This window comes from Paraburkholderia sp. GAS41, from assembly GCF_050436545.1.
GTDB lineage: Bacteria > Pseudomonadota > Gammaproteobacteria > Burkholderiales > Burkholderiaceae > Paraburkholderia.
Window position 1 is genome coordinate 300,835 of the sequence record NZ_JBNDMK010000002.1, and the last position, 13,727, is coordinate 314,561.

The 13,727-nt window shown below is 62.8% G+C and carries 12 protein-coding genes; 5 read left to right on the forward strand and 7 right to left on the reverse strand.

All coding sequences use genetic code 11. The features are described 5' to 3' along the window. Positions 1-109: 109 nt before the first annotated feature. Both P3T43_RS04475 and P3T43_RS04480 read right to left on the reverse strand, forming a co-directional pair. Positions 110-1,144, reverse strand: coding sequence for an MlaA family lipoprotein (locus tag P3T43_RS04475; RefSeq protein ID WP_429279831.1), 1,035 nt, complete (start codon positions 1,142-1,144; stop codon positions 110-112). Beyond that, on the reverse strand, positions 1,141-3,768 hold the full coding sequence (locus P3T43_RS04480) for an MMPL family transporter (protein WP_429279832.1): 2,628 nt from the start codon (positions 3,766-3,768) through the stop codon (positions 1,141-1,143). Before P3T43_RS04480 ends, P3T43_RS04475 begins: the two co-directional genes overlap by 4 nt. A gap of 178 nt (positions 3,769-3,946) precedes the next feature. Here P3T43_RS04480 and P3T43_RS04485 point away from each other — a divergent pair, with 178 nt between their 5' ends. After that, positions 3,947-4,552: an MlaC/ttg2D family ABC transporter substrate-binding protein gene (locus tag P3T43_RS04485; protein WP_429279833.1), complete on the forward strand. Its 606-nt coding sequence runs from the start codon at positions 3,947-3,949 to the stop codon at positions 4,550-4,552. A gap of 698 nt (positions 4,553-5,250) precedes the next feature. Here P3T43_RS04485 and ispH read toward each other — a convergent pair. Continuing rightward, on the reverse strand, positions 5,251-6,195 hold the full coding sequence (gene ispH / locus P3T43_RS04490) for a 4-hydroxy-3-methylbut-2-enyl diphosphate reductase (RefSeq protein WP_429279834.1): 945 nt from the start codon (positions 6,193-6,195) through the stop codon (positions 5,251-5,253). Positions 6,196-6,495: 300 nt separating this feature from the next. Here ispH and hpnC point away from each other — a divergent pair, with 300 nt between their 5' ends. Both hpnC and P3T43_RS04500 read left to right on the forward strand, forming a co-directional pair. Then, positions 6,496-7,362, forward strand: a complete 867-nt coding sequence (gene hpnC, locus P3T43_RS04495; protein ID WP_429279835.1) for a squalene synthase HpnC — start codon at positions 6,496-6,498, stop codon at positions 7,360-7,362. Beyond that, the gene (locus P3T43_RS04500) at positions 7,362-8,537 is read left to right on the forward strand and encodes a glycosyltransferase (RefSeq protein WP_429279836.1); all 1,176 of its coding nucleotides are present in this window, start codon (positions 7,362-7,364) and stop codon (positions 8,535-8,537) included. Before hpnC ends, P3T43_RS04500 begins: the two co-directional genes overlap by 1 nt. Before the next feature lie 57 nt (positions 8,538-8,594). Here the strand turns inward: P3T43_RS04500 and P3T43_RS04505 are convergent, their stop codons facing one another. Together P3T43_RS04505 and hpnA are read right to left on the reverse strand one after the other, a co-directional pair. Further along, positions 8,595-9,140 carry a hypothetical protein gene (locus P3T43_RS04505; RefSeq protein ID WP_429279837.1) on the reverse strand — a complete coding sequence of 182 codons (546 nt, stop codon included), beginning with the start codon at positions 9,138-9,140 and terminating at the stop codon, positions 8,595-8,597. Positions 9,141-9,300: 160 nt separating this feature from the next. Next, complete coding sequence (hpnA, locus tag P3T43_RS04510; protein ID WP_429279838.1) at positions 9,301-10,311, reverse strand: hopanoid-associated sugar epimerase; 1,011 nt, start codon at positions 10,309-10,311, stop codon at positions 9,301-9,303. Between the two features lie 194 nt (positions 10,312-10,505). On the opposite strand from hpnA, the gene P3T43_RS04515 reads away from it, so the two are divergent. Then, a complete protein-coding gene (locus P3T43_RS04515) occupies positions 10,506-10,802 on the forward strand; it encodes an acylphosphatase (RefSeq protein WP_429279839.1) in 297 nt (98 codons plus the stop codon). 111 nt (positions 10,803-10,913) lie between these two features. Here the strand turns inward: P3T43_RS04515 and egtD are convergent, their stop codons facing one another. After that, positions 10,914-11,882 (reverse strand): L-histidine N(alpha)-methyltransferase, encoded by a 969-nt coding sequence (gene egtD, locus P3T43_RS04520; protein WP_429279840.1) that lies wholly within the window; start codon positions 11,880-11,882, stop codon positions 10,914-10,916. Positions 11,883-12,334: 452 nt separating this feature from the next. Further along, positions 12,335-12,880: a DUF962 domain-containing protein gene (locus P3T43_RS04525; protein ID WP_429279841.1), complete on the reverse strand. Its 546-nt coding sequence runs from the start codon at positions 12,878-12,880 to the stop codon at positions 12,335-12,337. 104 nt (positions 12,881-12,984) lie between these two features. Here P3T43_RS04525 and P3T43_RS04530 point away from each other — a divergent pair, with 104 nt between their 5' ends. Then, entirely contained in the window at positions 12,985-13,710 is a 726-nt protein-coding gene (locus tag P3T43_RS04530) for a Crp/Fnr family transcriptional regulator (RefSeq protein WP_429279842.1), read from the forward strand. Positions 13,711-13,727 lie beyond the last annotated feature (17 nt).

Genomic DNA, 13,727 nt, shown 5'->3' on the forward strand with positions numbered 1-13,727 from the left:
CTCAGGCGGCTTCACGCGGCTCGGATCAGGAGACGTGCGAGCGTGGAAATGAAACAGCCCGACACGGCGTGAGCCGGTCGGGCTGTTTTGCATGATAAGGGCGGTGTCGCTACTTGACCGGAACCGGCGCACCCATCGCCGGCGCGCTCGCTGCGTTCGGCGAACTTGCGCTCATCGCTGGCTGGGCCGTTTGAGCATTGTTTGCCGGGCTAGCCTGATTGGTGGGCGTGGCGCCCGACGCACCGTTAGCTGGCGCCGCCGTCTCGCCCGGATCCTCGTAGTTTGGCAATCCGGCAGGCTCATTACCCGACGCGCCATTCGCCGGTGCCGCCGGCGCCGATGAATCACCCGGATCGCTGTAATCCGGCAAGCCAGCCGGCGCGGCGCCCGATGCGCCCGGTGCCGGTGCTGCGCCCGCGCCGCCCGGCGCGTCCGGATCGCCATAGTTCGGCAATGGCGCGGTATTCGTGCTCGAGCCTCGCAGCATCGAGGCGCGCTGCTGTGTATACGCGTCGCGTACGAAGGAGTACTGGTCGAGCGCCGCCGCCTGCAGCAGATCCGACGCGCCGAGCAGGTCCGAACGCGCGCTGATGAACTGGGCGATGTACATCGGATTGCGCACCGCCGGTTTCAGGTAATGGATCACGCTGAAGCGAAAGTCGACGATGTAGCTGGTGCTGTCGCGCACCGAACTCGGACCGAACAGCGGCAGCACGAGATACGGACCCGCCGGCACGCCCCAACGTCCGAGCGTCAGCCCGAAGTCTTCATGGTGTTTCGGCAGGCCCGCCTGAGTGGCGAAATCGAGCAGCCCGCCAAGCCCGAACGTCGAGTTCATCACGAAGCGCATGATGTCTTCGGTCGCGTCGGTGATCTTCAGTTGCAGGATGTTGTTTACTGCATTGCCGACGTCGCCCAGGTTCGAGAAGAAGTTGCTGATGGCCTGACGGACAGGTTGCGGCGTCACCTTCTGATAGCCGCGCGCGACAGGCTGCGCGATCGTGCGGTCGAGCGCGTCGTTGAACTTGAAGATCTGGCGGTTCATCGGCTCCAGCGGGTCGCCGGGCTTGCGGTCCGGACCCGTCGCGCACCCTGTGACAGCACCTGCGAGGACCAGGGCCAGGGCGGTGGTTCGCATCTTCATTTGACGATTCCTTGCTTTTCTTTTGAAGCGCGACGCGCGCGCGGCTTACCCATCAAGACGGGTTGAAACACCACGGCACCAATCAGTGTGCAGAGGAGGGAGAGCGCAAGCAGCCGTCCCATGCTCGACGTTCCCGGATGATGCGACAACCAGAGACTTCCAAACGCAGTCGCCGTAGTGGCTGCGCTAAACATCACGGCGTGAGTCAGGCTCGATTGCAGCAAGCCCGTCTGCCCGTTACGCCATGCCATGACAAAGTAAATCTTGAACGCAACGCCCACACCGAGCATGAGTGGCAACGCGATAATGTTGGCGAAATTCAGTGGCATGCCAAACACTACGCACAACTCGAGTGTCACCAGTGCGGACACGAGCAACGGGATCAGTGTACGCATAACGTCGCCGATACGTCGCAGCGCGAGCCACAACAGAATCGTGATCGTCAGCAGTGCCCAACACGCTGCCTGCAGGAACGCCTTGATGATTACGTCTGCGGAATGCAGGATCGAAATCGTGCCGCCGATCGCTCCAGGCTCAGCGGCTTTCACAGTATGCGCGAACCGGCGCAGCATTGCATCGTCGCCGGAGTCAGCGCCGGGCGCAACCTTCGGCGCGATATCCACGAGTGCCTGTCCGTCAGTTGAAACCCAGTCGCGCGAGATCTCCGCCGGCAAGCTTGCACGTGTGATTTCGGTGGGTTGCAGCAGAGCGGCGAGTTGCGCCAGCGCGATCTTTAGCGTGCCCGACATTGCGGTCTCAGCGCGGTCGCGCGTGGCTGGATCGGCCGCAGCGAGCTTTTGCAGCGTGGCGGCAAGGTGCTGTGCCTCGGCCGCGCCCGGACCCGGATGGTCCTCGGCCGCGAGCACGAGCTGGTTTGCTGCGCGCTTCAATGCAGCGACGCGCAAGGCGTCGCTCGAGGGCGCAGCAGGCGTTTGAGTCAACGCTGGCAGCAATTGTTGAGCGGCGCTATTGATCAGCAGGATCTTTTGCGGCTGGTCGGTGGGGATGAACGTACTCAACGTAGTCACGCGGCCGACTTCCGGCAGCTTCTTCAGACGCGCCGCGATCCGATCCGCTGCGGCGAGTGAAGGCGCCAGCACGCGCACGTTGTTGACCGCCGCTTCGGGAGAGTCCTGCAGCGCGAGCAGCGTCGCCATCGATTCCGTATGCGGGTCTTTCAGATGCAACGGGTTGAAGTCGAAGCGCAGATGCGTGAGCAACGGCAGCGCGCCGATCACGACGACGAGCGTGCCGATCAGCACGGGCTTGCGGTTGCGGTCGAGAAAGTCGTCGACTGGCGCCAACTGTTTGAAACCCGGCGCTGCCGGTTCACCCGGCGGGTTGAAGACCTTCAGGAGTGCTGGAAACAGCGTCATGTTGGTCCCATACGCGACGAACATGCCGACGCCCGCGATCTGCCCCAACTCTGCGACGCCGCGATAAGCGGTGGGCAGGAACGAGAAGAACGCCTCGGCGACCGCCACGGCGGCGAGCGTCAACGGCACGCCGATGGTATGGGCCGTGTTGATGAGCGCGGAGGCGATGCGGTCGTCGTGATGGCGCTCTTCGCGGTACTTCACGCCGAACTGGACGCCGAAGTCGATCCCGAGCCCGACGAACAGGACCATGAAGGCGACCGAAATCATGTTGAGCGCGCCGACCATCATCAGGCCGAGCGCCGCCGTAATGGCGAGGCCGACGAATAGCGTGATGAGCACGGCGAGGATCATGCGACCCGAACGCAGCGCGAGCCACAGGATCACCAGAACGACAACGAAGGTGATGGCGCCGTTGAGCGCTGCGCCGTCCTGCACGGAGGCGAACTCTTCGTCGGCGAGCGGCTGTTCGCCCGTCAGACGAATCGAGGCGCCGTAGTGTGCGCCGAGGTCGAGCGATGCCGCGGTGGCGCGGATGGCCGCCGAGGCGCGTGCGCCCGGTTCGAGCGCGCCGTAGTCGACTACCGGCTGCACGGTGATGAAGGCACGTGCGGGGTTGGTGGCGATGTCTTTGTCGACGAGCGCGCGCCATGAGAACGCGGCGGGTTGGCCGGCGAGCACCCGGTCGAGCACGTCCGCGCTTTGGGCGAGCAGATGGCCCATGTCACTGAGCTTCACCTGGCCGAGCTGGAGCGGCAACAGCAGGCTGGTGGTGAGGAGACCTGCGAGACCCGTCAGGCTGGGATCTTTGGCGAGCGCGTTGATGAGCGGCCGCGATTGCACGAGTTGCCCGGTGGTGGACTGGACCTCGTCTAGCGAAGGGAACAGCAGGCCGTTGTGTTCGAAGAATGGACCGCCGGCCGGTTGCGTAACGGCGACGAACTCCTTGGGCTGACTTTTGAGCGCGGCGGTGAGCGTGTTGGCGGCGGCGTCGGCGAACTCGGGGGCGCGGGCTTCGACGACGACCAGCACGGTCTGGCCACGTTGCGGGAACGCTTTGTCGATGGCGTCACCGAGGGAGGACCAGGCTTGATCGTTCTCGACGAGCCGACTGATGTCGGTATTGATCTTGAAGTGGTCGACAACGTAATGGCCACTCAGGACCGCGAGGATCAGTGAGAGCAGGATGACGCGCAATGGTCGGCTCACCGACCAGGCGACGAGACGGACGATAGATGACTTCAGCATGTAGGCGAGTTTGGCCCTGTCACAGACGGCGTTTTGAGCATGAGGGCCTAAGTATACCGACGTGGGACTAATTAGCTCAGGGTTGTAGGGAGCGGACAAAGGTACAAAGTCGGTATACTGGCTTTCAGCGTGGCCCGGCGGGTCATCCAGTGGTCATTTTTTCTGTCCTGAAGAGCTTATGAAACGTTATCTGTCTGCTTTTTTGGCGGCCGCAGTGGTTTCCACTACGGCTTATGCGCAGACCGCCCCAGACGCGGTGGTGAAGAGCGCAGTGGAAGGCACGGTTGCGGCAATGAAGGCTGATCCGCAGGCGCGCAGCGGCGACATGGGCAAAATCACGCAGGTGGTGGTAACACATTTCGTGCCTGCGACGGATTTTCAGCGCACGACGCGGATTGCCGTGGGCAAGGCGTGGACGACGGCGACGCCGGAACAGCAGAAGCAGTTGTACGAGCAATTCCAGACGTTGCTGGTGCGCACCTATGCGGCTTCACTGGCGCAGTTGCGCGATGAGACGGTGACGTTCAAGTTCGCGCCGGCCAACGTGGTGGCGGGGGGCAAGGACGCGGTGGTGCAGTCGCACGTGATCAGCAACGGCGGGGATGATTCGGTCGGTTACCGGATGGAGAAGACCGACTCGGGCTGGAAGGTGTATGACATCGACATGATGGGGGCGTGGCTCATTCAGGTTTATCAGACGCAGTTTGCGGATCAGCTCGCCAAGGGCGGGGTTGATGGTCTGATTAAATTTTTGACTGAGCATAATGCTCGGAGTGCTGGGTAGGGGTTTTTGTTTGTCTGGTTTTTTGGTGTTTTTGTTTGCCTACGGCGTTGGGCTGTTTTCTTGCGGTGTTGGCCTTTCCTTGTTTTGTTATTGGTCTATTAGTTTCGCCCCTGTGCGGGGCGGCACCTACTTTCTTTGCCGCCGCAAAGAAAGTAGGCAAAGAAAGCGGGCTCACACCGCCAGCCAGTAGTGAGCCATCTCTGCCGTGATCCGGAAACGGCCCAACACGAGAGCTGCCCTCGCACCACACACCTCAGTGACAAAGCTGTCATCCGTTCCAGCGTCGCGCTTCGCGGCCCGCCGTCGGGCACAACCGTTTCGGTAAAGTCTGTAGGAAAACTAAGTGTGGCGCCCCACGCTTTCCCCAGCAAACCCATCCGCGACGCACAGAGTGCGGAGTGGGGTGGATGAGCGCCTTGTCACGGACAGGGGAAACGCGAGGACACGTCTCGTCTTGCGCCGTTTCCACTGGCAGACCTAGACGGCTCACTACTGGCTAGCGGTTGTAGCCCGCTTTCTTTGCCTACTTTCTTTGCGGCGGCAAAGAAAGTAGGTGCTGCCCCGCACAGGGGCGAAGCAAATAGACCACTAAGAATGCAAGGAAAGGCCAACACCGCAGGAAAACAACCCAACGCCGCAGGCAAACCAAAAGCCATCAGCCAGACAAACAAACCAGCAACCAGACAAACAAAAAAACCTCAAACCTCCCGAGCAGCCAACGGCTGAATCAACTTGGCAGGCAGCTTGAACTCAACCTTCTCCTCGCGGCCGTCCATAGTAGAAACATCAACCGGCCCAAGCGCGCGCAGCGCATCGATCACATTCTCGACCATCTCCTCAGGCGCCGAAGCCCCCGCGGTAATCCCTACGGTCTGCACACCCGCGAACCATTCCGCCTTCACTTCAGAGCCATCGGCAACCAGATAACTCGCGACGCCCGTCTCGCTGCCAATCTCCCGCAAGCGATTCGAGTTCGAACTATTGGTCGCACCGACGACCAGCAACACCTGAACCTGCGTGCTCAACTCGCGCACCGCCGCCTGACGGTTTTGCGTGGCATAGCAGATGTCCCGCGTATCCGGACCGACGATGTTCGTGAATCGGCGCAACAGCGCGTCGATGATCCCGCGCGTATCGTCGACCGAGAGTGTTGTCTGCGTCACATAAGCCAACGGCGCGTCCAACGGCAAGTCCAGATGTGCGACCTCGGCCTCGCTCTGCACCAGCAGGACCTTGCCCGGAATCTGGCCAATCGTGCCCTCGACCTCAGGATGCCCCGCGTGGCCGATCAGGATCAGCGTGCGGCCTGCGCCCACGTACTGACGCCCCTGCACGTGCACCTTGGTCACGAGCGGACAGGTGGCGTCGAGCACGTCGAGGCCGCGCTGTTCCGCGTCGCGCTCGACGGTCTGCGCAACACCGTGTGCGCTGAAAATTGCCACCGCGCCTTCAGGCACCTCGTCGAGTTCCTCGACGAAGCGCGCGCCCTTCTGACGCAAGTTATCCACCACATGGCGGTTGTGGACGATTTCGTGACGCACATACACGGGGGCGCCGTGTTGCTGTAACGCGCGATCGACGATTTCGATCGCCCGGACCACCCCCGCGCAAAAGCCACGGGGTTGAGCAAGGATGACTCGCATAGGCTACCGAACTCCGACTGACGCAGGTTTCGAAGAAGTCGTTCAAAGGACTTTATCGCCGCGACATTGATAATAATTGATGTCTGAAAACCGGTGCAAAACCGGTAGTCGAAAACTAAACGCGCATTCTAACGCTATCGGGCGCGCTTTGCTCTGCTGTGGCCCCGTCCAGCGTAGCCTGCGAGGGCCGTCCGGCATGAGTGGCGCGCTGCAGTCAAGTTGCGGAACCCTTAAACTATGGGCTCCTGCGGTTGATGCTTACAACCGCATTACCTTATGCATGTATTTGAGGCTCGCCGTATGGAAGCCGACCACTACGAAAACTTGCCGATCGCCAGCGTCATGTTACCCAAACCGTTGCGCGTGCCGATCGGCGTGATCTATCAGGTTGCCCGCACGGCCGCTGACATCGTCGAAGAAGGCGATTGGAGTGCTGCCGAGCGTCACACGCGTCTTGCCGATTTTCGGGCAGGACTCGACGCTGTGGCAAACGGCGTGAAGGCGCCCGTTCATCCGCTCATGTTCGGCAAGCTGGCCGGTGTGGTGGCGCAGCATAAACTGCCGCTCGCCCCATTTTACGACCTCGTCGCAGCGCTCGATCAGGAGATCGACACCACGCGCTTCGCCGACCGCCCAGCCTTGCTCGAATACTGCCGCCGTTCCGCGCACCCCGTGGGCCAACTGATGCTGCATCTGTTCGATGCCGCAACGCCCGCCAACCTCGCCGATTCCGATACGATCTGCACCGCGCTTCATCTGATCAATTTCTGGCAGAACATCGCGATTGACCTGAAAAACGGCCGTATCTATCTGCCGCAGAGCAGCCTCAAGCGCTTTCATGTCACCGAAGCCCACATGGCCAGCGGCGTCACGGATGACGCGTGGCGCAGGCTAATGGCCTACGAGGTCGCGTATGCCCGTACGATGCTGGTCCGTGGGGCACCGCTCGCGTTGCGCATGCCCGGGCGCGCGCGGCTGGTGCTGTGCGGTATCGTCCACGGCGGATTGCGCATTCTCGAACGCATCGAACAGGCGGGCTATGACGTTTTCCGTCATCGCCCGGCGCTCGATGGCTTCGACTGGTTTGTCGTCACGGCGCGCGCGCTCGCAATGTGGCTGTCCCGGCGCGTCGGTGTGCGCGCCACTTCAATCGAGGGCAACGCGTAATGCAGGTGGTTCTGTTTGGTCTATCGTGTCTCTCCCTGTTGATCTGGTGTGTGCTGCTGTTTGCCCGCGGCGGTTTCTGGCGGGCACGTCCCGCTGCGCCGCTCGCGAGCGCGCCGCGTGACGCATGGCCGGCCGTGGCCGCTGTGGTGCCGGCCCGCAATGAGGCCGACGTTATCGCGCAGGCAGTCAGTACGCTGCTCGCCCAGGCGTATCCAGGCCCGTTTCACGTGATCGTGGTCGACGACCACAGCACGGACGGTACTGCCGACGCGGCCCGCGCTGCGGCACTAGCGCTTCAATGTCCCGATCGCCTGACGGTGTTGAGCGCGAAGCCGCTGCCGCCGGGCTGGTCCGGCAAGGTCTGGGCGCAGTCGCAAGGCATCGAGGCGGTGCGCGCGCTGGGCCTGCCTGCTGACTTTCTGTTGCTGACCGACGCCGACATCGGCCACCCCACCGACGCCGTGATGCAACTGGTCGTCCGGGCCGAGGCAGAACAGCGCGATCTGGTGTCGCTCATGGTGCGGCTCCGCTGCGACTCGTTCTGGGAAAAGGCGCTGATTCCGGCCTTCGTGTTCTTCTTCGCCAAGCTGTATCCGTTCTCGTGGGTCAACAATCCGCGCAACAAGACGGCCGCGGCGGCGGGCGGTTGCATGCTGGTGAGGCGCACGGCACTGGAAGAAGCGGGCGGCATCGAATCGATCCGCGCCGAGTTGATCGACGATTGCAGTCTTGCCGCACGCATCAAGCATCGCGGCGAGGGGCGTCATCCGATCCGTCTGGATGTGGCGGCGCGGAGCGTCTCGCTGCGTCCTTACGACAACTGGCGCGAGATCTGGAACATGATTGCGCGCACGGCTTTCACCCAGTTGCACTACTCCGCGTGGCTCTTGGCCGGCACGCTGGCGGGGATGGCGATCATCTATCTGATCCCGCCGGTGGCCGCGCTGGCGCTCGGGGCGCGAGGGTTGCCGGCATGGCTGGCATGGGCGGCAATGTGCACCGCGTATGCGCCGATGCTGCGCTATTACGGTCGCGCGCCCCTGTGGGCGCCGTTCTTGCCGCTGGTGGCGTTGTTCTATGTCGGTGCCACTTTTGCGTCCGCTGTGCGGTATTGGCGCGGCAAGGGCGGGCAGTGGAAGGCGCGGGTGCAGGCGCCCGTGCAACAGGATCGGTGAGTGGCTGAGGGCGCCGCAGGCGCCCGGCAGGCGGCGCGCGACGCGCCGCCGTTCATCTCAGCGCTGCGTCAGCAGCGCGTACATCTGGATCACGTTGTCCGGCGAGAACGTGAACGGCACCCAGCCGTGGCCGGTATGGCGCATGATCACCACGCGGTCGCCGTTCGACTGCTTCTGCACGGCCAACACCGGGTTTTTGGTGGACACGAAGCGCCAGCCGGACGGCACGCCCATCGCCGGCTCCGGCGTCATCGAGGCGCGCGCATTCGACAACTCCTCGATCAACTGACCGACCTGCTCGGGATGCAGCGCCACGGTGTTGCCGGCGATCGTCATGGTGATGACGTTCTGCGCCGGTCGACCGATCGACAAGGTGGGTTTTTCCTCAACCGGTACCGCTGCGGCCTCAGGTGCTTCTGCCACGGCTTCTGCTGGGGCTTCCGTTACCGCGAGCGTAGCGGCTTCAGCCTGATCGGCAGATGCCTCGGGCGCTGCAGGTGCTGCGGATGTCTCGGGAATGTTTTGGGCCTGCGGGGCCACGACAGCCTGAATGAGCTGATCGACGCCCACTTCAAGCGCGCCGAGCTGTTCGTGAAGGTTCATGCGAGGATTCTCTGGTAAGACCCGCGATTTTACATGTTGCGTGCGGGCTTTGACCCACCGTGGGTCGGACGACGTTGTAACAAAGTGCGTGCAGATTCGTGCATAAGCCTGGCCTTATGTTAGGCGCCAGGTTGGGACACGACCCGGCACGCACCTGTCTTCATGCTTTCAGATAACCCGCCTGCCTGAACCATTCGAGCGCGTCGGCCAAGCCTTCGCGGTACGGCCGGGCGCGGTATCCGAGTTCGCGTTCCGCCTTGGCGGACGTGAAGTACATCTTGTTCTTCGACATCTTCAGACCGTCGACGGTCACAAACGGTTCTCGCTTCGTAATCTTCGCGACGGCTTCGGCGCCCACGGCGAGCGGGTAGAGCGGCCAGCGCGGCAGGCTGATGGTCGGCGCCTTGCGCCCGGTCAGCGCCGCGATATCGCCGAGCATTGCCTGTAACGGCAGATTTTCGCCGCCGAGAATATAGCGCTCGCCGATTTGGCCGCGTTCGAGCGCGAGAAAGTGCCCGGCCGCGACGTCGTCGACGTGCACGAGGTTCAACCCGGTGTCGACGAAGGCCGGAATCTTGCCGAGCGCCGCCTCGACGATGATGCGGCCGGTCGGCGTGGGCTTCACGTCGCGCGGACCGATTGGCGTGGACGGATTGACGATCACCGCGGGCAGCCCGTCTTCGGCGATCATGCGCTCCACTGCGCGCTCGGCCAGCACCTTGCTGCGCTTGTACACGCCAATCGCCTGGTCCGCCTTCAGCGGCGAGGTTTCGTCCGCCGACTGGCCGGAGCTCGTCACCTTCAGCGTGGCCACGCTGCTGGTGTAGACGATGCGCTCGACGCCTTCCTTCAGCGCCGCACGCATGGTGGCCTCGGTGCCCTCCAGATTCGAACGTTCGATTTCGCTCGGGTCCGGCGCCCACAGGCGATAGTCGGCGGCGACGTGCAGCAGGTAGCGCACGCCGCGCAGTGCGGTGCGCATCGATGCCTCGTCGCGCATGTCGCCGACGACGATCTCCGCGTTGAGCGCTTCGACATTGCGGCGCGGACTCGTGGCGCGCACCAGCACGCGCACGTTGAAACCCTTCTGTTGCGCAATGCGCGCCACCGCCGAACCGACAAAGCCGGAAGCGCCGGTGACGAGTACGAGATCGCGATTCTGATCAATCATTCTTTTCCAATTCCCTGCATAACGGTCGTCGGATTGTACGTGGCGTCTGTCCCGCGTGTCGCGTTGCGCTTGTCCGACGCATTCCGGGCAAACTCGCCACGACGCGACTAGAATGCCGGCTTGAAAGATTTTGCGTGGCATGGAACCGGAGTCAGCGCCAAGGCGCGCGCTCCGGTCGACAAGGAGAGAATGGCATGACAGCCCCGGATCTGGATTCGCGGATCGAAACCTATTACGTGCGGGTACGCGGCGTCGTGCAAGGCGTCGGCTTCCGTCACGCGACGGTGCGCCAGGCGCACGCGCTTGGCATCAAAGGATGGGTGGCCAATCTTGAGGACGGCTCCGTCGAGGCCATCTTGCAGGGGCCGGCCAATCAGGTCGACCGAATGCTTTCGTGGCTGCGCCACGGGCCACCGGCCGCCCGCGTGAGCGAAGTGGCCGGCGAAGAACGGTTCACGGAAAAACGCTACGATCGCTTCGAGCAGCACTGAGCGCGCTGGCGCCGTGCCATGACGACGCGGGTGCGTGCGGCCAACGGTGTCGACGGCGCCAATGGCTGGATGCGCCGTCGACACCGTTGGCCCTGGGCCATTGCTACATTGCTACTGGGCGATCAGCAGGCTCTCCGCAAACCCCCAATCCCGCTCGACCCACTGATGGCTGCACAGAAAGCCGGCGTCGTCGGCGATCGCGTGGACTTCTTCTGGCCGATATTTGTGGCTACTCTCGGTCCAGATCGTTTCGCCTTCCTCTAGGGTCACCGTCAGTTGCGCCGCGCGGATGTGAGCGGTGACCGGACGCCGCGCGCGCAGGTGCATTTCAATGCTGCGCGCGTCGGGATTGAAGCGCGCCACGTGCTGAAAAGCGTCCAGCGGGAAATCGCCGTCCAGTTCGCGGTTGATACGCGCCAGCAGGTTCAGATTGAAGGCGGCCGTCGCGCCGATCGGATCGTCGTATGCGGCCACCAGCACGGGGATCGGTTTTTCCAGATCGGTGCCGAGCAGCAACGCGTCGCCCGGGCTCAGCATGCTGCGGATGGCGCGCAGGAAGCGCGTTGCCGCGAGCCGCCCGAAATTGCCGATCGTGCTGCCGAGAAACAGCACGAGCAGCCGTTCGCCTAACGCGCGTTTCTTGCTGACTTCGGCGAGACCCGCCAGATAATCGCGTTCGTAACCGACGATCGAAATGCGTTCGATGTCGCCCAATTCACGTCTGCACAATTGCAACGCGCTGCGCGAAATTTCAATCGGGCAATAAGAAGTGGGGCGCTTTTTACACAGCGCTTCAAGGATTCGCCGGGTCTTGCGGCCGCTACCGCTGCCCAGTTCGGCGACGGTGACGTCGTGCGGAAAGTGCGCCACGATATCCGCCGCATGCCTGGCAAGCAGGCGTTCTTCGGCGCGCGTGACACCGTATTCGGGCAGTACCGTAATCACTTCGAAAAGCGCAGAGCCGACTTCGTCGTACAAATATTTGGAGGGCAACTCCTTCTGCGGCGCGTGTGAGAGTCCGGCGCGAACCTCGGCGGCGAAATCGGGCGAGACATCCTGCGATAGGGCTGGCTGAGTCATGCTTGCTCCAATGTTCACTTTCCGGTGACGATTTTCTGTCGGGGTGTGAGTGTTGCTGTGCGCGACATTGAAAGGTGTCGCACGCATCGCGGAGGTGCGGATTTTGGGTCCGCGTGGACGGCATGGACGGCGTATTGACCGGACAGGCCGGGGAGAACAAGCAAGAACCAGGCTTGCGCGCGGTTCCCGCAGCGTGCGCTGCAAGACCGGCGCACGCGTGAAGTTATGTTCTAGATCATCGCAAGCGATTGTGCAGGACTAAATGCAGCTATGCGCAGGCTTTCGGCGTCAATAATCTGCCGGGTTCGCGAGTGAGGCGAAAGGGTGGCGGTGCTTCCTGTCCTGGTAAGGTTGCCTCATTGCATGGATGCATGCGGGACGTTGCCCCGGACTATGTCAGGCGTTTTTACTTCGTGCTGCGTCGTGAAAGCGACATGGATTTACTGTAAGGATCACCGCCCGTGATGTGCCGCAGCGCGCTCGGGATTGATGCGCGTCGGACCCACTTGCGCCTCGATCGCCTCGCGTAGCGCCGGACGCCAGCCAAAGGCGAATAACGCTTCAACCAGCACGAACAACGGCCCAATCAGCAGGCCGACGAGATCGTCGACAAAGGCAGGCTTGCGATGCTCGTACGCCATGTGGCCGACGAACTGAATCACCCAGCCGCCGACGAACAGCCCAACCCCGGCGGCGAGCCAGGTCAGCGTGGATTGTTCCGCCAGCCATTGACCGCACGCGAGACACAGCGCCAGGAAGACCGCCATCATCAGGCCCAGTGGCACGTCGAGCACGAGGTAGTAGAGTGCGGCCACTACAAATAGCCCCCACACCGGCGAGAGCGGTACCGGGAATGCGGCGAACAGCCACGCGGGGCGGCCCGACAACACCGCGACCGCCAGCACGATCATCGGAATACCGACGCAATGCGTGGCGATGTTGCGCCTGTCACGGTGGTACGCCGCGTACTGGGTCAGTTGCTGGGTCAGCGTTCTCATGGGTGCCGCTCCTCGATCAAAGTCATCATAATCGCGCTCAAGCCGATCTGAAACCTTCGGGTAGCCGACAATCTCCGCACTCCAGTCACGCAAGGTGCCAGCCTATGAGTTCGCCATCTTCTTCCACGCATGAGCCGCTTGCGATGCTCGAGCGCAGCGCATGGTTTCGCGCGGCGCCCGAGACGTTGCGCGCGCAACTGGTTCAGCTTGGCCGTGTGGAACGCCTTCAGGCAGGCGAGCGCCTGTTCATGCGCGGCGATCCCGATGATGGCATCTATTGCTTGCTCGATGGTCTCGTGCGGATCGGCGCAGCGAGTTTTGCCGGCAAGGAAGCGCTCCTCGCGGTGATCGAGCCGGTCAACTGGTTCGGGGAGATCGCGCTGTTTGACGGCCTTGCGCGCACGCATGATGCGTATGCCGAGCGCGAGTCTGTCCTGTTTCATCTTCCGCGGACGGAACTGGCCGGGCTACTCAACCGCTCACCGCAGTATTGGCATTGGTTCGGCTTGCTATTGACGCAAAAGCTGCGCCTCGCGTTCGATGCGATCGAGGAAGCGGCGCTATTGCCGGCGGCACAGCGCATTGCTCGCCGCCTGCTGCTGATGGCGGGCGGCTACGGCGAGCCCGGCGTTCTGCGGCGTGTGCTGAAGGTGCCGCAAGAAGATCTCGCGATGATGCTGGCGCTGTCACGGCAAACCATCAATCAGATTCTTAAGCAGTTCGAAGCACAAGGCGCGCTGCAACTGCGGTATGCGGAAATTGAAATTGTCGATGCCGGCAAACTCGCCGCGCTAGCTGATCCGCACGCGACGCAACGTTCGATGGTGTAACGCTCATTCGCTTGCCG

Excerpts from the sequence above, each read along its gene's own strand:
- P3T43_RS04500 (WP_429279836.1), top strand. The coding sequence starts at position 7,362 with ATGCAGGTGGTTCTGTTTGGTCTATCGTGTCTCTCCCTGTTGATCTGG.
- P3T43_RS04505 (WP_429279837.1), bottom strand. The coding sequence starts at position 9,140 with ATGAACCTTCACGAACAGCTCGGCGCGCTTGAAGTGGGCGTCGATCAG.
- egtD (WP_429279840.1), bottom strand. The coding sequence starts at position 11,882 with ATGACTCAGCCAGCCCTATCGCAGGATGTCTCGCCCGATTTCGCCGCC.
- P3T43_RS04515 (WP_429279839.1), top strand. The coding sequence starts at position 10,506 with ATGACAGCCCCGGATCTGGATTCGCGGATCGAAACCTATTACGTGCGG.
- ispH (WP_429279834.1), bottom strand. The coding sequence starts at position 6,195 with ATGCGAGTCATCCTTGCTCAACCCCGTGGCTTTTGCGCGGGGGTGGTC.
- P3T43_RS04475 (WP_429279831.1), bottom strand. The coding sequence starts at position 1,144 with ATGAAGATGCGAACCACCGCCCTGGCCCTGGTCCTCGCAGGTGCTGTC.
- hpnA (WP_429279838.1), bottom strand. The coding sequence starts at position 10,311 with ATGATTGATCAGAATCGCGATCTCGTACTCGTCACCGGCGCTTCCGGC.
- hpnC (WP_429279835.1), top strand. The coding sequence starts at position 6,496 with ATGGAAGCCGACCACTACGAAAACTTGCCGATCGCCAGCGTCATGTTA.
- P3T43_RS04530 (WP_429279842.1), top strand. The coding sequence starts at position 12,985 with ATGAGTTCGCCATCTTCTTCCACGCATGAGCCGCTTGCGATGCTCGAG.
- P3T43_RS04525 (WP_429279841.1), bottom strand. The coding sequence starts at position 12,880 with ATGAGAACGCTGACCCAGCAACTGACCCAGTACGCGGCGTACCACCGT.
- P3T43_RS04480 (WP_429279832.1), bottom strand. The coding sequence starts at position 3,768 with ATGCTGAAGTCATCTATCGTCCGTCTCGTCGCCTGGTCGGTGAGCCGA.
- P3T43_RS04485 (WP_429279833.1), top strand. The coding sequence starts at position 3,947 with ATGAAACGTTATCTGTCTGCTTTTTTGGCGGCCGCAGTGGTTTCCACT.